Source organism: Solirubrobacter pauli (assembly GCF_003633755.1).
GTDB lineage: Bacteria > Actinomycetota > Thermoleophilia > Solirubrobacterales > Solirubrobacteraceae > Solirubrobacter > Solirubrobacter pauli.
In genome coordinates this window covers 4,183,072-4,198,775 of record NZ_RBIL01000001.1, presented here as the reverse complement: position 1 = coordinate 4,198,775, position 15,704 = coordinate 4,183,072, and the positions used below count along the sequence as shown (strand labels likewise).

The 15,704-nt window shown below is 72.6% G+C and carries 17 protein-coding genes; 4 read left to right on the top strand and 13 right to left on the bottom strand.

Going from position 1 to position 15,704, the window contains the following annotated elements:
• Positions 1-3: 3 nt before the first annotated feature.
• The 9 genes from C8N24_RS19545 to C8N24_RS19505 all read right to left on the bottom strand — a co-directional run bounded on the left by C8N24_RS19545 (position 4) and on the right by C8N24_RS19505 (position 7,533).
• Positions 4-276 (bottom strand): hypothetical protein, encoded by a 273-nt coding sequence (locus tag C8N24_RS19545; protein ID WP_170179216.1) that lies wholly within the window; start codon positions 274-276, stop codon positions 4-6.
• Positions 267-1,892 (bottom strand): glutamine-hydrolyzing GMP synthase, encoded by a 1,626-nt coding sequence (gene guaA / locus C8N24_RS19540; protein ID WP_245971896.1) that lies wholly within the window; start codon positions 1,890-1,892, stop codon positions 267-269. Before guaA ends, C8N24_RS19545 begins: the two co-directional genes overlap by 10 nt.
• On the bottom strand, positions 1,879-3,069 hold the full coding sequence (locus C8N24_RS19535; RefSeq protein WP_121252754.1) for a GuaB3 family IMP dehydrogenase-related protein: 1,191 nt from the start codon (positions 3,067-3,069) through the stop codon (positions 1,879-1,881). Before C8N24_RS19535 ends, guaA begins: the two co-directional genes overlap by 14 nt.
• Positions 3,070-3,117: 48 nt before the next feature.
• Positions 3,118-4,095 carry a 1-phosphofructokinase family hexose kinase gene (locus C8N24_RS19530; protein WP_121252752.1) on the bottom strand — a complete coding sequence of 326 codons (978 nt, stop codon included), beginning with the start codon at positions 4,093-4,095 and terminating at the stop codon, positions 3,118-3,120.
• Complete coding sequence (locus C8N24_RS19525; protein WP_121252750.1) at positions 4,092-5,327, bottom strand: D-alanyl-D-alanine carboxypeptidase family protein; 1,236 nt, start codon at positions 5,325-5,327, stop codon at positions 4,092-4,094. The genes C8N24_RS19530 and C8N24_RS19525 overlap by 4 nt, the downstream gene beginning before the upstream one ends.
• Positions 5,324-5,653, bottom strand: coding sequence for a LysM peptidoglycan-binding domain-containing protein (locus C8N24_RS19520; RefSeq protein ID WP_121252748.1), 330 nt, complete (start codon positions 5,651-5,653; stop codon positions 5,324-5,326). Before C8N24_RS19520 ends, C8N24_RS19525 begins: the two co-directional genes overlap by 4 nt.
• Before the next feature lie 11 nt (positions 5,654-5,664).
• Entirely contained in the window at positions 5,665-6,675 is a 1,011-nt protein-coding gene (pyrF, locus tag C8N24_RS19515; RefSeq protein ID WP_121252746.1) for an orotidine-5'-phosphate decarboxylase, read from the bottom strand.
• A 61-nt stretch (positions 6,676-6,736) separates the two neighbouring features.
• On the bottom strand, positions 6,737-7,009 hold the full coding sequence (locus C8N24_RS19510; RefSeq protein WP_121252744.1) for an HU family DNA-binding protein: 273 nt from the start codon (positions 7,007-7,009) through the stop codon (positions 6,737-6,739).
• 128 nt (positions 7,010-7,137) lie between these two features.
• Positions 7,138-7,533 (bottom strand): hypothetical protein, encoded by a 396-nt coding sequence (locus C8N24_RS19505; protein ID WP_147447890.1) that lies wholly within the window; start codon positions 7,531-7,533, stop codon positions 7,138-7,140.
• Positions 7,534-7,557: 24 nt separating this feature from the next.
• Here C8N24_RS19505 and C8N24_RS34100 point away from each other — a divergent pair, with 24 nt between their 5' ends.
• Positions 7,558-7,701, top strand: a complete 144-nt coding sequence (locus C8N24_RS34100; protein WP_170179215.1) for a hypothetical protein — start codon at positions 7,558-7,560, stop codon at positions 7,699-7,701.
• Between the two features lie 1,105 nt (positions 7,702-8,806).
• Here the strand turns inward: C8N24_RS34100 and rdgB are convergent.
• The 3 genes from rdgB to C8N24_RS19490 form a co-directional block, all read right to left on the bottom strand.
• On the bottom strand, positions 8,807-9,370 hold the full coding sequence (gene rdgB / locus C8N24_RS19500; RefSeq protein WP_121252740.1) for an RdgB/HAM1 family non-canonical purine NTP pyrophosphatase: 564 nt from the start codon (positions 9,368-9,370) through the stop codon (positions 8,807-8,809).
• Positions 9,367-10,089 carry a ribonuclease PH gene (gene rph, locus C8N24_RS19495; RefSeq protein WP_121252738.1) on the bottom strand — a complete coding sequence of 241 codons (723 nt, stop codon included), beginning with the start codon at positions 10,087-10,089 and terminating at the stop codon, positions 9,367-9,369. The genes rdgB and rph overlap by 4 nt, the downstream gene beginning before the upstream one ends.
• 122 nt (positions 10,090-10,211) lie before the next feature.
• The gene (locus tag C8N24_RS19490; protein ID WP_211340025.1) at positions 10,212-10,466 is read right to left on the bottom strand and encodes a hypothetical protein; all 255 of its coding nucleotides are present in this window, start codon (positions 10,464-10,466) and stop codon (positions 10,212-10,214) included.
• A 100-nt stretch (positions 10,467-10,566) separates the two neighbouring features.
• Here C8N24_RS19490 and C8N24_RS19485 point away from each other — a divergent pair, with 100 nt between their 5' ends.
• The 3 genes from C8N24_RS19485 (at position 10,567) to C8N24_RS19475 (ending at position 14,662) form a co-directional block, all read left to right on the top strand.
• A complete protein-coding gene (locus C8N24_RS19485; protein ID WP_147447889.1) occupies positions 10,567-11,502 on the top strand; it encodes a glycosyltransferase in 936 nt (311 codons plus the stop codon).
• Positions 11,503-11,609: 107 nt separating this feature from the next.
• Entirely contained in the window at positions 11,610-13,901 is a 2,292-nt protein-coding gene (locus C8N24_RS19480; protein WP_147447888.1) for a hypothetical protein, read from the top strand.
• A gap of 110 nt (positions 13,902-14,011) precedes the next feature.
• Positions 14,012-14,662 carry an SPOR domain-containing protein gene (locus tag C8N24_RS19475; RefSeq protein ID WP_147447887.1) on the top strand — a complete coding sequence of 217 codons (651 nt, stop codon included), beginning with the start codon at positions 14,012-14,014 and terminating at the stop codon, positions 14,660-14,662.
• Here the strand turns inward: C8N24_RS19475 and C8N24_RS19470 are convergent.
• Positions 14,643-15,686: a histone deacetylase family protein gene (locus C8N24_RS19470; protein WP_245971895.1), complete on the bottom strand. Its 1,044-nt coding sequence runs from the start codon at positions 15,684-15,686 to the stop codon at positions 14,643-14,645. The two genes, C8N24_RS19475 and C8N24_RS19470, sit on opposite strands and share 20 nt — an antisense overlap.
• Positions 15,687-15,704: the final 18 nt, after the last annotated feature.

The following is a 15,704-nucleotide window of genomic DNA, read 5'->3' as shown; positions in this document are numbered from 1 at the left end:
CGACTAGTCCCGGCGGCGGTGCTTGCGGCGCACAGGCCGCTGGTAGGGCGCGATGCCCTGCCGCCGGCGCCGCTTGCGTCGCTCGTCGACCTCCCGCAGGAGCAGGAAGACGACGGCCCCGCCGAGGACGCCCGACAGGATCGCCGGGAAGTCGGCCTGGCGGGGCAGGAACGTCACGATGTACAGGCACGCGAAGATCGCGCCCATGATCAGACGGGACTTCAGCCCGAGGAGCTCGTCCCCGGGCTGCTTGTCGTCTGCGGGGTCTACTCCCACTCGATGGTGCCGGGGGGCTTGCTCGTGATGTCGAGCACGACGCGGTTGACCTCGCGGATCTCGTTGATCATCCGCGACGCGATCTGCTCGAGCAGGTCGTACGGGAGCCGCGCCCAGTCGGCGGTCATCGCGTCGTCCGAGGTGACCGCGCGGATGGCCACGACGTAGCCGTAGGTGCGCTCGTCGCCCTGCACGCCGACGGTCCGGATGTCCGGGAGCACGCAGAACGACTGCCACAGCTCGCGGTACAGGCCGGCCTTGCGGATCTCGTCCTGGAGGATGAAGTCCGCGGCCCGCAGCGTGTCCAGGCGCTCCTTGGTGGCCTCGCCGCCGACGACGCGGATCGCGAGACCCGGGCCGGGGAACGGCTGGCGCCAGACGAACTTCTCGGGCAGGCCGAGCTCCGCGCCGACGGCGCGCACCTCGTCCTTGAACAGCGCCCGGAGCGGCTCGACGAGCTGGAACTCCATGTCGTCCGGCAGGCCGCCCACGTTGTGGTGCGACTTGATCGTCGCCGCGCCCGTGCCGCCGCCCGACTCGATCACGTCCGAGTACAGCGTGCCCTGGACGAGGAACTTGGCGTCGCCGATCTTGGCGGCCTCCTCCTCGAACACGCGGATGAACTCGGCGCCGATCGCCTTGCGCTTGGCCTCGGGCTCCGACACGCCCTTCAGGCGTTCCAGGAAGCGCTCTTCGGCGTCCACGGCCACCAGCGGCACGTGGAACTGGTCGCGGAACGCGCGGATGACCTGCTCGCCCTCGTCCTGGCGCATCATCCCGTGGTCCACGAACACGCACGTGAGCTGGTCACCGACCGCCTTGTGCACGAGCAGCGCGGCCACGGACGAGTCCACGCCGCCGGAGAGGCCGCAGATGACCTTGCTGTCGCCGACCTGCTTGCGGATCGCCTCGACCTGCTCGTCGATGATGTTCGCCGCCGACCACGTGCGCGACGCGCCGGCGATGTCCTCGAGGAACGTCGTCAGCACGTGCTGGCCGTAGGGCGTGTGGACGACCTCCGGGTGGAACTGGATGCCGTAGAGGCCGCGTTCGACGTCCTCGAGCGCCGCGACCGGCGACTCCGTGGACGACGCGAGCGCCGTGAAGCCCTCGGGCGCCTCGTACACCGTGTCCCGGTGCGACATCCAGCACGCCTGCGTGTCCGGCGTGCCCGCGAGCAGGCGGCCGTGCTCGCCGACGGTCAGCTGGGACCGGCCGAACTCGCCGACCTCCGCGCCTTCGACCTTGCCGCCGAGCGTCAGGACGAGCGCCTGCATGCCGTAGCAGATGCCGAGCACGGGGATGCCGAGCTCGAGCAGCTCCGGATCCAGCCGCGGGGCGCCCTCCGCGTACACGGACGCGGGGCCACCCGACAGGATCAGGCCCTTCGGCTTGCGCTTGCGCACCTCGTCGACCCCCACATGGTGCGGGAGCAGCTCCGAGAACACGCCCAGCTCGCGCACGCGACGCGCGATCAGCTGCGAGTACTGTCCGCCGTAGTCGAGGACGACGACTTCATCCGTGGCGACCTCGCGCTCGAGGGCGAGCTCCTCGACCGGCTGGCCAGCCGGAAGCGAGGAGCCGTGCCCTAGAGACGTGGCCTCAGTCGGCGACAAGCGCGACATCCCCGCCGCGGACGCCCATGCCGATCGCCTGGTCGCGCTGGAGCTGCTTGCCCTCGGTCTGCAGCGACGGGGCGATCATCAGCTCGGCCCGGTTGAACTCGGCGATGTCCTGGTAGCCGCAGGTGGCCATCGAGGTGCGCAGGCCGCCCATGAGGTTGAACGTGCCGTCGTTCTCGCGCGCCGGGCCGGAGATGATCTCCTCGAGCGTGCCGTTCTGCGTCGTCTTCACACGCGCGCCGCGGGGGAGCGTCGGGTGGAAGGTCGCCATGCCCCAGTGGAAGCCGTGGCCGGGGGCCTCGTACGCACGGGCGAGCGGGGAGCCGACCATGACCGCGTCGGCGCCGCAGGCGATGGCCTTCGAGACGTCGCCGCCGGTGCGCATGCCGCCGTCGGCGATGACGCGGACGTAGTCGCCGGTCTCCAGCATGTGCTGGTTGCGGGCGGCCGCCACGTCGGCGATGGCGGTGGCCTGCGGGACGCCGATGCCGAGCACGCCGCGCGTGGTGCACGCCGCGCCGGGGCCGACGCCCACGAGGACGCCCGCCGCGCCGGCGCGCATCAGGTGCAGGCCGGTCGAGTACGAGGCGCAGCCGCCGAGGACGACCGGGACCGGCACCTCCTTGACGAACTCCTTGAGGTTGAGCACGTGGCCCGAGGAGGAAACGTGCTCGGCCGAGATCACCGTGCCCTGGATCACGAGGATGTCCAGGCCGGCGTCGAGGCAGAGCTCGTAGTACTGCTCGACGCGCTGAGGAGTGAGCGAGGCCGAGGCGACGACGCCGTGGGCCTTGATCTCCTTGATGCGCTGGACGATCAGCTCTTCCTTGACCGGCTCCTGGTAGATGTCCTGCATCTCACGGGTCGCCTGCTCCTTGGGCAGCGACGCGATGCGGGCCAGGATGTTGTCGGCGTCCTCGTAGCGGGTCCAGATGCCCTCGAGGTTCAGGACGGCGAGACCGCCGAGCTTGCCGATGATGCCGGCGCTGTCAGGCGATACGACGCCGTCCATCGCGGACGCGAGCAGAGGAAGCTCGAAGCGGTACGGCCCCAGAGTCCACGTGATGTCCACGTCATCGGGGTCCCGCGTCCTGCGCGAAGGGACAATGGCGACGTCATCGAAGCCGTAGGCGCGACGCGCCTTCTTGCCTCGGCCGATCTCGATTTCCATGGCGAAATCCTAGGGTGGGAAGCGGACGTAGACCCCGGGCGGGTGGTCTTACGTTAGAGCGTCGTTATGAGTCGCCGACATCCGCTCTACGTCCACCTCGCCGAGGAGCCGCTGAACGCGGTCCGGATCCACGAGGCCCGCGCCCAGATGCTGGGTTGATTCCGCGCCGCACGCGACCGCGAAGGCGAGTGCCTCCTCGACCGGCTTGCTCTGGTAGCGGGCGGCCACGTAGCCGGCCAGGAAGGCGTCACCGGAGCCGACCGTGGCCCGCGGCTCGATCGCTCCCCCGCGCACGCGGACCCGGTAGATCACGGGGTCGGCCTCGTGCGGCGGGTGCATGCGGGCGAAGCAGCCGTCCGGCATCGTCATGAGCGCTTCGCGGGCGCCCATGTCGCAGACCTCCTTGACGGCGTACGTGCGGTCCTCGTCGTCATTGAACTCGTGGCCGACGAGCTCCTCGGCTTCGAGGATGTTCGGCGAGACCACGTCCGGCTCGGCGCGCACGGCGCGGCGGAGCGGGTCACCGTCGGTGTCGACGATCGTCGTGACGTTCAGCTTGCGCAGCTCGCGGATCAGGAACGCGTAGATGTCCGTGTCGACCTCGCGCGGGAGCGAGCCCGCGAACACGCACAGGCTGGCGCCCTTGGCCAGGTACAGGAGCTTGTCGACGAACAGCTCGATCTCCTGCGGCGTGACCTTCGGGCCCTTCTCGTTGATCTCGGTCTGCTCGCCGGTGGTCGGGTCGATCACCGCGGTGTTGGTGCGCGACTCCTCGCCGATGCGGACGAAGTCGCTGAGCACGGACAGCTGCGTGAGCTGGTCGACGATCCGCGTGCCGGTCGCCCCGCCCGCCAGGCCGGTGGCGATCACGGGCGCGCCGAGCGTCTTGAGCACGCGCGCGACGTTGACGCCCTTGCCGCCCGGCATCGTGGTCTGCTCGACGGTCCGGTGGCGGCGGCCGAGGCGGAAGTTGGGCACCGACAGCGTCTTGTCGATGGCCGTGTTGAGCGTGACGGTGACGATCATGATGCGGCGCGGGCCTCGCGGCGCGACGGCCGCCGGCGGCTGGTTCGGGCACGGCGGCTCACAAGCAGGACCGTAGCGATTAAGACCACTCCGATGCCGCCGATCACCCACGGGCGCGCCGCCCAGGTTTTGGCCTTTTGCGCTGGAGTGGGCGCGGGGACCGCCGACTTGGCTACGAGCGCGACGGTCGCGACCAGCGTTCCCGCCTGCCGCACCTCGACGCGGCCGAGGCGCTGACCGCTGCGGATCGGGCCCTCGACGACGTCCGGCGCCTGGACCGTGGTCGTGATCTCGTCGCGCTTGCCGCGCTCGATGATGCGGCGCACCGTGCGGTCCGGGGCGAGCTTGAGCGTCGCGCCCTGGCGGTCGCGGATCTGGGCCGTGGCCATCGTCTTGCCCTCGACCACCGCGCGGACGCGCTGGAACTTCGGGATCGCCCAATTCAGCAGCGCCATCGTGTCGTTGTCGCGCGCCGCCTCGCTCGGCGTGCCGAGCACGGCCGAGATCAGCTGGATGCCGTTGCGGCTGCCCGAGCCCACCAGCACGTAGCCCGCGCCGCGCGTGTGGCCCGTCTTGACGCCGTTCACCCACGGGTAGCGGGCGACGAGCTTGTTGCGGTTGCGGAAGGTGCGCGGGTGGTCGCCGGTCTTCAGCGTGCCCGACGGCGAGTCGACGATCTTGTTGAAGAACGTGTACTCACGCAGGACCTTCGCGAGCAGGACCAGGTCGCGCGCGGACGAGTAGTTGCCCTCCTGGTCGAGCCCGATCGGGTTCGCGAAGTGCGTGTTCTCGAGCTCCAGCTCGCGTGCGCGGCGGTTCATCTCGCGGATGAACGCCTTGCGCGAGCCGGAGACGCCCTCGGCGAGCGTGACGGCGGCGTCGTTGCCGGACTCAAGCAGCAGGCCGCGCATGAGGTCGGAGACCTTCATCCGCTCGCCCGGGAGGAGCCGGATCTGCGACTCGATCGGCGCCGGCCGGTAGTCGGACGCCGTGAAGGTCTCGCTCATCTTCGCCTTCTCGAGCGTCACGAGCGCGGTCATCAGCTTCGTGGCCGAGCCGATCGACAGGCGCTTGTCGGCCTGGCGCTGGCAGACGACCGTGCCGGTCGAGGCCTCGATCACGATCGCGGCCTGCGCGCCCACGGCATCCGGGCAATCCCGGGCCTGCGCCTGGTTGGGGACGGTGAGGAGCGTCGCTGCCGCAGCCAGCGCCGCCACGGCGGCGCGCCTCATCCTTCGAGCTTGATCTTCTGACCGGGGGACAGCGTCGACGCGTCGAGATCCGGGTTGAGCTCCGACAACGTCTCCAGGTCCATGTCGTTCTTCTCCGCGATGGCGGAGAGCGTGTCGCCCGCCTTGACCGTGTAGGTCTTGCGCTTCTTCGAGGACTTCTTCTTCTCCGCGGTCTCCGTCGGCGTCGGGTTCGCCTCCTGGCTCGTGCGGCTGCCCGAGTCCTCGCCCGCGGGCGTGTTGCCCGAGTTGAGCACCGAGTAGAGCGCGAAGGCGAAGGCGATCAGCGCGATGGGCGCCAGGAAGCGCGCGGGGTTGCGACCGACCATCGAGGTTCAGTCTAGAGGGACCACGCCTGCTCACGGAGCCGCTCCGCTTCGGCACGGGCAGCGTCTGCCGGGCTGCGGTTGGCGGTCTCGTGCGCGTTGGCGATCGAGCGTGAGGCGGTGACGAGCCCTCCGGCCTTCCCGGGGGCGAACGCGGGCGCGATGGCGCTGACGTCGCCGCCCTGGGCGCCGATCCCCGGCAGCAGGAACGGCGTGCGCGGCATCAGCTCCCGCAGGCGGGCGAGGTGCTCGGGCTCGGTGGCTCCGGTGACCGCGCCGATGTCCTTGAGCCCGGCCGGCCCGGCCTGGCCGAGGTCGTCGACGAGCCGTGCAAGGTGCTCCCACAGCCGCTCGCCGTTCTCGAGCCGGGTGTCGAGGATGTCCGCGGCGCCCTGGTTGGACGTGCGGACGAGCACGAACACGCCGGCCTGGTGGTCGCGCGCGGCCTGCACGAGCGGCTCGAGCGAGTCGCGACCGAGCAGCGGGTTGGCCGTGAAGGCGTCGGCGCCGAGGCCGTCGACCGCGCCGAACGGCGACGGTGTGCTGGCGACGAGCGCCTGGCCGTACGCGGCCGCGGTGACGGGGACGTCTCCGCGCTTGCCGTCGGCCAGCACGAGCAGGCCCTGCTCGTGCGCGTAAGTGGTGACGTGCTCCAGCGCGAGCCAGCCGGGCGCGCCGAGGCGCTCGAAGCAGGCGAGCTGGGGCTTGATGGCGATCACGGCGGGCGCGACCGCGTCGATCATCGCGCGGCAGTGCGCGAGCACGGCGGCGGCCGTCTCGAGGCGCGCGACGACGCCCGCGCTGGGCGGGGACTCGCCGGCTGCCTCTTCCGCGTCCGAGAACGTCAGCGCGAGCCGGGCCCGCGCCTCACTGGCCCGGTCGATCGCGGCCGGCCACAACTTGGCCGGGTCCGGATCGATGCCGAGCACGATCTGGGACTCACGTTCGGCGACGGCCTGAGACAGCCGGTCGCCGAACGTCGGACTGGGGCTTGGCCGGCCGTTGCCCGAATGGGAAGCGGTCATGGCAGATAAGGGCCCAGCCGGGCGCCGGCGGGTTAGTGCCGGCGCCCCTCGTGGTCGCGACTTACTTGACGGCCTTCTTGAGGCCCGAGCCGGCCGTGAAGCGCGGCACCCGGCTGGCGGAGATGGTCATGGTCTCGCCGGTACGCGGGTTCCGACCCTCGCGAGCGCCGCGTTCAGCGACGTGGAACTTGCCGAAACCGGTGAAGTTGACCTCTTCGCCCGAGCCGAGAGCGCTCTCGATGGAGCGGAGCACGGAATCGACCGCTGCACCCGCATCCTTCTTGCTCAAGCCGGTGTCTGCCGCGACACGGTCGACGAACTCGTTCTTCGTCATGCGTCCTCCTGTGTTTCCCCCGCAGGGGCTGGTGGAGGCCCGAAGCTAACAGTGCCTTCGGACGGGGTCGGCGCACCATAGCGAAAAAACCCGCAATTTGCGAAGATCTGAAGGACGTATTCAGACCGTCAAACGGCTCTGTGACGCCGAAAAGCGTCAGCCGAGGCTGTCACCAGCGCCTTCACAAGTGCCGCCTGAGGGCGTTCAAGTGACCCCTCCTGCGCGTTCGACACACCCGCTCCAAACAGCGCCGTCCGCAGGTCCCCGCGAGTCACACGCTGCAGCGCGAACTCACCGGTCACGACGACGATCGCACGGTCCTCCCCGCGCGCCGCGAACACCGCTCCCGCCTGCAACTCGCGCGCGTCGGGATGCGCCTCGAACAGCGCCCTCGCCGCCGCCGCCAGCTCACGATCGCCCGCAATTGGCTCTAGCGCGCCATTCAGCACGATCCCAGCCCGGAAATCCGTCGACAACTCGCGCACGTACGCGAGCGCCACCTCAGCCGTAAGTCGCGTCGTCATGTCCGTCCGCGACAATACGAGCTCGTGCCTCAGCTCAACCGCCTCGCCTGGATCGTCACCGTCGGCCTCTGCCTCGTCACGGCGTTGGTCCTCCTCATCTCCGGCTACACCGGCTACGCCGGCGTCACCCTCGCCGTCGCGATCGCCGCGGGCATCAACCTGTTCTGATCGACGAGCGGCGAGGCGCCAACTCGGCGGTTTCGTCGCTCTGGGGCGCGTTTTTCGGCACCGCAGGCCCGGGCGGGCGCCGCTCGGTGCCCCCTGGGAGGCGTGTTCGGGGCCGCCGCGGAGCGCCGCGCGCGCCGCGCCGGCCCTTGTCGCCGCACCGGAAGCACACCGTCGGGCGTCGCGTCAATCGACCCGTGCGCCGGCCTCGGGGCGCTGCGCTGCGGCCGTCACGAGTGGCCTGACCCGCCGCGTCCGGCGTGCTCCGGGCTGGCAAGCCGGCCGGGGCCGGCGAGCCCCCGCGCGGGGCGAACCCGCGCTGGGTGCCCTCGCCCGCGCCGAGCGTTGACTAACCGGGTTCTCAGCCTGGGTACCCAACACTCGCGTGATCGGGACCGGCGCGCGGCCCCGCCCGGTGCACCGCACCCGGCCACCCAAGAGCGCACCGGCAGGACGAAGCCCGCTGCGCGCTACTCGAGCTGACCCCCCCCTCGCCGCCGCCCTGCCGCGCGAACGATGCCTTGGTCGGCCTCTGGTTGAGCAATCGAACGCTCGCGTGGCGCCGGCCACGCGAACCTCGAGAAAACAACCGCACAGGTACAAACTCGACGCTCGCGTGGCAACCCGGCCCGAAGGACACGCGCATGCCCGCGCCCGGGCGCAATCCGACGCAGCCGCTCACCCGCACAAGAGCGCGCCGGCGCGCGGCGGGTCAAGAAACCCGTGACCGCCGCCGCACGCTGTCGCCACCGCCCGCGCACGGATTTCTTGACGCGACGCCCGGCGGTGTGCTCCCGAACCACGCACCGCACCCCGCGCGCCACCCGAGCGGAACGCCACACGGCCGACGCAGGAGGGGCACAGCCCTCAGCCGCGTCGAGACCACGCGTGCGACCGCACGCCCGGCCGCATCCGCCCGCACGAGCGCACGCACCCGGGCCCGAAGGAGACGGCCCCGCTCAGCGCGCGGTCGCGTCGACCCCGCGTGCGGTCGAAGGACCGCGGCCCCCTCAGCGCCCGGACCGCGTCACGACCGCAAGACCGCGTCCCCGCTCAGCGCCCCGGCCACGGCGACACCGCGCGCGCGGCCGCGGGACCACGCCGCCGCTCAGCGGCCCAGCCAGGCGCGGAACTCGCGCGCAGCCTTGCCCCGGTGCGAGATGTCGTCCTTCTGCTCGTCCGTCAGCTCGGCCATCGTGCGGTCCGGGAACTCCTCGGGCACGAACAGCGGGTCGTAGCCGAAGCCGCCGCCGCCTGCGGGCTCGGCCGCCAGGGTGCCCTCGCAGCGACCTTCGAAGAGGTGCTCGTCGCCGTCCGGGGTGACGTGGGCGATCACGCAGACGTAGCGGGCACGGCTGCCCGCCGGCGCTTCGCGGTGGAGCTTGGCGAGGTTCTCGCCGTCGGACGCGTCCGGGCCGGCGAAGCGAGCCGAGTAGACGCCCGGCCGCCAGTCCAGCGCTTCGGCCTCGACGCCGGAGTCGTCGGCGAACGCCGGCTTGCCGGTCGCCTCGGCAGCGCTGCGCGCCTTGATCAGGGCGTTCTCGGCGAACGTGGTGCCGGTCTCCTCGGGCGTCGGGGCGCTGTCGGGCAAAGGCTCGATCGCCACGCCCGGCATCAGCCGCTCGAACTCGCGGACCTTGTGGGCGTTGCGGGTGGCGAGGACCAGGCTCATCGCAGCGCGGCCTCCTGCGCCTCGCGCAGGCCCTCGATGCCGGTCTGCGCCAGGGCGAGCAGCTCGTCGAGGTGCGCGCGGCTGAGCGGCGTGCGCTCGGCGGTCGCCTGCACTTCGACCAGACCGCCCTCGCCCGTCATGACGACGTTGGCGTCCACCTCGGCGGTGCTGTCTTCTGGGTAGTTGAGGTCGAGCATCGGAACGCCGTCGACCACACCGCAGGACACGGCCGCGATCGTCCCCGTCAGGGGCGACTTGGTCAGCAGGCCCTGCGACTGCAGGCGCTGCACCGCGAGCGCCAGCGCCACGTAGCCGCCGGTGATCGATGCGCAGCGCGTGCCGCCGTCGGCCTCCAGGACATCGCAGTCCACGTAGATCGTGCGCTCGCCGAGCGCCTCGAGGTCGGCGATCCCGCGCAGGCTGCGGCCGATCAGCCGTTGGATCTCCACCGAACGCCCATCCGCCCGCCCCTTCGAGATGTCGCGCTGCTTGCGCTCGCCGGTCGAAGCGGGGAGCATCCCGTACTCGGCCGTCATCCAGCCACGGCCCTTGCCGACCAGCCAGCGCGGCACCGACTCCTGCACGGAGGCCGTGCAGATCACGCGGGTGCCCCCGCACGAGATCAGCGCGCTGCCCGTCGCGGTCTTCACGAAGCCGGGCTCGATCGTGACGGGACGGAGCTCGTTCGGCGCGCGGCCGCCACTTCTCTCGCGGGACATTCGTGCGCCTCCTCAGGTGCGGTTCAGGGCGCCGCGCAGCCGCGCGGACGTGGGGAACGGGACCACGCCGCCAGTCTGGCACGGCCCCCACACGGATCTCCGCTCCCCGCGTCACGCGCGGGTCACTTCTTCGGCGGAGCGTCGACGCTGCCGATCGCGGCTTTGACCTTGTCCACGATCGTCGTCGCGATGTCGGTCTTCATGCCCGCGCCCGCGAGCACCACGGCGGCCATCACCCCCGCCAGCAGCAGGATCAAGCCGACGTACTCGACCGTCCCCTGCCCTCGTTCCTGCGCCAGCCACGCGTGCGCGCGGCCCATCCACTCGTACATCTCGCGACCTCCGTAAGGCTGTGCGTCCCGCCCTGTGCGGAACATGCCGGAAGCTTCGAGGCGACCCCTGTGACGGCTCTACGCGCAATTGCGCCTTTTCTGTGCCGTCTTCGTGAGAAAACACGCGCCGATAGCGTTGGCGGCCGTGCGAGCCCTGATCGTGTCCAACATGTACCCGACAGCAGAACGCCCGGCGCTCGGCCCCTTCGTGCGTGACCAGGTGGAGGCGCTGCGCCGGCGCGACGACGTCGAGGTCGAGCTGTTCGCGTTCGGCCCAGGCCCGCGCGCGCTGGCGAGCGCCACCCGCGCGCTGCGCCGGCGCTACCGAGGACAGCGGTTCGACATCGTCCACGCGCACTTCGGGCTCACCGCCTGGCCGGCGGTCCTGTCGCGGCTCGGGCCGGTCGTCGTGACGCTGCACGGGAACGACCTGCTCGTGCGCCGCTCGTACCTCGCCACGCGCGCGATCCTCCCGTTCACGGCGCTGACGGCGGCGGTCTCACGCGACTTCAGCTCGAACCTGCCCGGCGCCGGCACCAGACGACGGGTCGCCGTGTTGCCGGTCGGCATCGACGTGCATCGCTTCCGTCCCATCCCGCGCGCGGAGGCGCGTGCGCGCCTGGGTCTGGACCCCGAGGGGCCGTACCTGTTGTTCCCGCACGACCCCTCGCGGCCGCTCAAGCGTCACGACCGCGCGGTGGAGGCCGCGGGTGACGTGCCGCTGCTCACGCTCGGCGGCGTCCCACCCGACGAGGTGCCCTACTGGATCAACGCGGCCAACGCCGTGCTGGTGCCGTCGCAGACCGAGGGGTTCGGGCTCGCGGTCATCGAGGCGCTCGCGTGCGGCGTCCCGGCGCTCGGCACGCCGGTCGGCATCCACCCCGTGATCCTCGAAGGCATCGAGGGCGCGTACTGCGGGGAGTGGGATCGAGACGCATGGCGCGCCGCGCTGGCGCCGCACCTCGAAGCGGCCGATCCGCGCGTCGACGGCCGCGCACGGGCCGAGCTGTTCTCCGCGGACGCGATGGCCGCGCGCGTCGTCGACGCCTGGCGCGATCTTCTCGACGAGCGCAACGCCTGACCAATGCTTACGTTGAACTTAGTCGTGGCGAGAGACCTCGACCCTATACTCGACCGCTCGGAGTCCCCCGCGGCTTCCGACGACCTATGAGCGGCCTGTTCCGACGCTTGTCCAGCCGGCGCTCCGAGGGTCCCGAAGGCAACGAGCCGCAGTCGGCCGCCGAACCGGGAACCGCGGACGCGCAGGCCTCTACCCCCGCCGACGAGCGGGGCCATCAGTCGTTGCTGACGGACCCGGCCGCCGGCACGGCGCCCGCGCAGGCCGACCCGCCCACGGGCTACGTGCCCCAGGGCGACGCCCCGACAGGCTCTGCCACCGGCTCCACGCCCCAGCCCGGCGCGCACGCCGATGCCGCGTCCGGCTACGCGCCGCAGGCCGATGCTCCGGCAGCCCCGGGCGGCGACCCGGCCCCGGGCTCCGCGCCCGCGGGCGGCACGCCGACCGATTCGTCCGCGAGCCACGCTGCAGCCTCTCACGCGAGTCCGGCCACCGGGCATGTGCCCGAGCCCAGCGGCCCGGTGCCCGGCGCCGGTCCCGAGCCCGCCGGCCCCACCGACGCGACGCAGGTGATTCCCGGAGCCGGTGGCCTCACGTCCGGCGACCCGCTCGCGTCGCCCGCTCCGATCTCTCCGTCCTATCCGGCCACGCCGCCGTACACGCCCCCGCCGGCGTACGGCGCGCCCGCGGCCGCCGGCCCGTACGCCGCTCAGCCCGTGCCGGGCTACGCCCCGGTCCCCGGGCCGCCCGTGCCGCCGGAGCTCGCCGCCGCCTACCCGGCCGGGTACCCGGCGCAACCGGTGTCGCCTGAGGCCGCGTATGCCGGCCAGCTGGTGCCGCCGGCCGTGCCGGTCGCCGACCTGCCCGCGGGCCTGGACCCGGATGAGCTCGCCGCGTCGATCCCGACGAGCGCCCGCCGCGGCAAGCTCCGCCGCCGCGCCGCCTTCCTGCGCGCCGCGCGCGAGGTGCTGCTGCGGGATCTGGGCGGTTTCGTCTACGAGCTGCACCGCACCGCGCACGACATGGAGCACGAGGCGCACCGCCGCCTGCGCGAGACCAAGCTCGTCCGGCTCGCGCGCGTAGACGCGGAGCTGCACGAGATCGAGGTCCGCCTGGACGACGTGCGCCGCCAGGTGCTCGTCCGCGAGCCCGGCATCGGCGGCGACTGCCCCCAGTGCGGCGAGCTCTTCAGCAGCTGGGCGGAGTACTGCTCGCACTGCGGCTTGCCGCTCACCGAGTCGGCCCGCAAGACCGTCGAGCGCGCGGCCGCCCCGCAGCCCGAACCGGCTCCGGACCCGGTGGTCGGCCCCGCGCCCGTCGCGGTCGCGCCCGTCGACCAGCCGACCCAGGAGCTCTCCCCGCTGGACCCGGACCACCCGTCGGCGGCCGCCGACTTCCAGTGGCCGAGCCGCTCGAGCGACATCGGCCACGCCGACACGGCGGGCGCACAGCACGCGCCGACGGGCGAGCCCGCGACGGCCGCGCCCGACGCCCCGACGACCGCGTACGCGCAGAGCGAACCGGCCGGCAACGCGACGCCGGCGAGTGGCGAGACTCACGGTGGCGGCGAGCCGCACCACGCAGCCGCGAGTGGCGAGGCCCCGAGCCTTGGCGAGCCGGGCGCCGCGCCCGCGAGCGGCGACGCGCAGGCCGGCGAGACGCCCGCAGCTGGCGACCAAACCGGCGACACGCCCGCGAGCAGCGACGCACTGGCTGGCGACACGCCCGCGAGCGGCGACGCGCAGGCCGGCGAGACGCCCGCAGCTGGCGACCAAACCGGCGACACGCCCGCGAGCAGCGACGCACTGACTGGCGACACGCCCACGAACGGCGACGCACAGCCCGACGACACGCCCACGAACGGCGACGCACAGCCCGACGACACGCCCGCGATCGGCGACGCGCAGCCCGACGACACGCCCGCGATCGGCGACGCGCAGGCCGCCGAGACGAGCGCCGACGCCAACGCCGACGCGCCCCTTCGCGACGAGGTGCAGGCCGACGAGCCGGCCGCCGTCGACGAGGATCAGACCGGCGACACGCCCGCCAGTGGCGACGCCTCGGCCGACGCGGCCGCTCGCAACGAGGTGCAGGCCGGCGACGCGCCCCCCGGCGACGAGGCCCATCCCGCGGCCGACGCACAAGCCGCAAGCGACGCGCCCCACGACGGCGCACCCGGTGCCGACGACGCCCCTCCGGCCCAGCACGGCGTCGAAGCCGACACCGACGCTGACGCCGCGCCCCAGGAGCGGCCCGACGGCACGTCCGACGAGGCGTCCGCGGCGGGGAACGCACCGGCCGGTGGCGAGGCCGCGACGGGGCAGCCCGGACCGGAAGGTGCGGATGACGTCGATTCGCCGCGCAATGGATCTATCTTCAGTCCCGTGGAGCGACGCCCGTGAGTACGCCGATGGAGACCCCGCCGCCGCCTGACGCGATGGTCCCGCCCGGGCCGCCCGAGCGGCGGTGCCCGCGGTGCGGGAGCACGCTGGCCCCGGAACAGGAGTGGTGCTTGGCGTGCGGTGCGGCGGCCGGGACGGAAGTGGTCGAGTCGCGGGGCTGGCGGGTGCCGATCTACCTCGGCGGCGGTCTGGTGGCGCTTGCGATCCTCGGCGTGATCCTGGCGATCGCGGCGATGTCGGATCGGGAGGAGACGGCGCAGAACCCGACGCCCACGCCGTCCGCGAGTGCCGCGCCGCCGGCCACCACGACGCCTTCGCCGCTGCCGACGACCGATCCGGTGCCCACGGCGACGGTCGACCCGTTGAACCCGGAGGCGACGCCGACCGTCGATCCGCTCAACCCGGAGGCCACTGTGGCGCCGGAGGACACGCCGTCTCCGGAGCCGACCACGGAGCCGACCCCCGCCCCGACCGACGACCCCGGCCTGGGCACGACCGGCTCGTTCAGCGGGAACAACGGCGACTGGACGATCATCATCGCGTCCGAGACCAGCGAGTCGAAGGCGAACAAGGTCGCCGACCAGGCCGCGGACAAGAACATCACGGCCGAGGTGCTCAACTCGGACGACTACAGCTCGCTGAACGGCGGCTACTGGGTCGTCTACTCGGGCGCGTACGCGAAGAAGTCCGAGGCGGAGGACGCCCTCGGCCCGATCCGGGCCGACTACTCGGACGCGTACGTCAAGAAGATCGAAGAGTAAGCCCCGGCCACCAGGGCGCGAGCCGGGCGGCGGCGTCCCGCGCGAGCGGGTGGACCGCCACGTCGCCCACCTCGGGCGCAACCCCGTCCACGAGCACCGGCATGACCGCCGCCATCGAGCGCGACAGCGCGCCGAGGTCGTAGCCGCCTTCCAGGACGACGCCCAACGGCGCGCCCACCGCGTCGGCGGCCTGGCGCAGGGACGCGGCCATCCCCGCGAAGCCGGCCTCGGTCACGCGGCAGGTCGCGAGCGGGTCGTCACGGTGCGCGTCGAAGCCCGCGGAGATCAGGACGAGCTGCGGCTCCCACTCGCGGATCAGGCCGGCCGCGACGTGCTCGACCAGTGACCGGTAGGCGGCGTCGCCGCTCCCGCCCGGCACGGGCAGGTTGACGGTGAACCCCTCACCCGTGCCCGAGCCGAGGTCGGAGGCGGGCCCCGTGCCCGGATACAGCGGGTACTCGTGCACCGACACGAAGAGCACGTCGGCGTCCGCGTGGAAGATGTCGTTGGTGCCGTTGCCGTGGTGGACGTCCCAGTCGACGATCATCACCCGCTCGAGCCCGTGGGCGGATGTCGCGCGCCGCGCGGCGACCGCGACGTTCCCGAAGAAGCAGAACCCCATCGCGCGCGCCGCCTCGGCGTGGTGCCCGGGAGGGCGCAACGCGCTCACGCCCACGTCGGCGTCGCCGCCGAGCAGCGCGTCCACCAGCTGCGCCGCACCGCCCGCCGCGCGCAGCGCGGCGCCGTAGGAGCCGGGCACGAGGTACGTGTCGGCGTCGATCGCGCCGCCGCCGTCGGCGCAGATCGCCTCGATCAGCGCGACGTGCTCCTCCGGGTGCACCGCGTGCAACCAGGACCGCTCGGCTTCCACCGCCTGCACGCGCCGGGCGCCGAACCAGCCGTTCGCGCTCATCTCGGCCTCGAGCGCCCGGATCCGCGCCGGCCGCTCGGGATGGCGCGGTACGTCGTGCGCCATGAAGTCCTCATCGCGCACCCAGATCGCGCGCCGGGATGTCTCCTCCATCACGAACACCGTAATAGG

Coding starts and splice junctions, on each gene's coding strand:
- C8N24_RS19530 (WP_121252752.1), bottom strand. CDS start 4,095: ATGATCGTCACCGTCACGCTCAACACGGCCATCGACAAGACGCTGTCG.
- C8N24_RS19525 (WP_121252750.1), bottom strand. CDS start 5,327: ATGAGGCGCGCCGCCGTGGCGGCGCTGGCTGCGGCAGCGACGCTCCTC.
- C8N24_RS19490 (WP_211340025.1), bottom strand. CDS start 10,466: ATGTTCCGCACAGGGCGGGACGCACAGCCTTACGGAGGTCGCGAGATG.
- C8N24_RS19505 (WP_147447890.1), bottom strand. CDS start 7,533: ATGACGACGCGACTTACGGCTGAGGTGGCGCTCGCGTACGTGCGCGAG.
- C8N24_RS19535 (WP_121252754.1), bottom strand. CDS start 3,069: ATGGAAATCGAGATCGGCCGAGGCAAGAAGGCGCGTCGCGCCTACGGC.
- C8N24_RS19470 (WP_245971895.1), bottom strand. CDS start 15,686: ATGGAGGAGACATCCCGGCGCGCGATCTGGGTGCGCGATGAGGACTTC.
- pyrF (WP_121252746.1), bottom strand. CDS start 6,675: ATGACCGCTTCCCATTCGGGCAACGGCCGGCCAAGCCCCAGTCCGACG.
- rph (WP_121252738.1), bottom strand. CDS start 10,089: ATGTCCCGCGAGAGAAGTGGCGGCCGCGCGCCGAACGAGCTCCGTCCC.
- rdgB (WP_121252740.1), bottom strand. CDS start 9,370: ATGAGCCTGGTCCTCGCCACCCGCAACGCCCACAAGGTCCGCGAGTTC.
- C8N24_RS19510 (WP_121252744.1), bottom strand. CDS start 7,009: ATGACGAAGAACGAGTTCGTCGACCGTGTCGCGGCAGACACCGGCTTG.
- C8N24_RS19520 (WP_121252748.1), bottom strand. CDS start 5,653: ATGGTCGGTCGCAACCCCGCGCGCTTCCTGGCGCCCATCGCGCTGATC.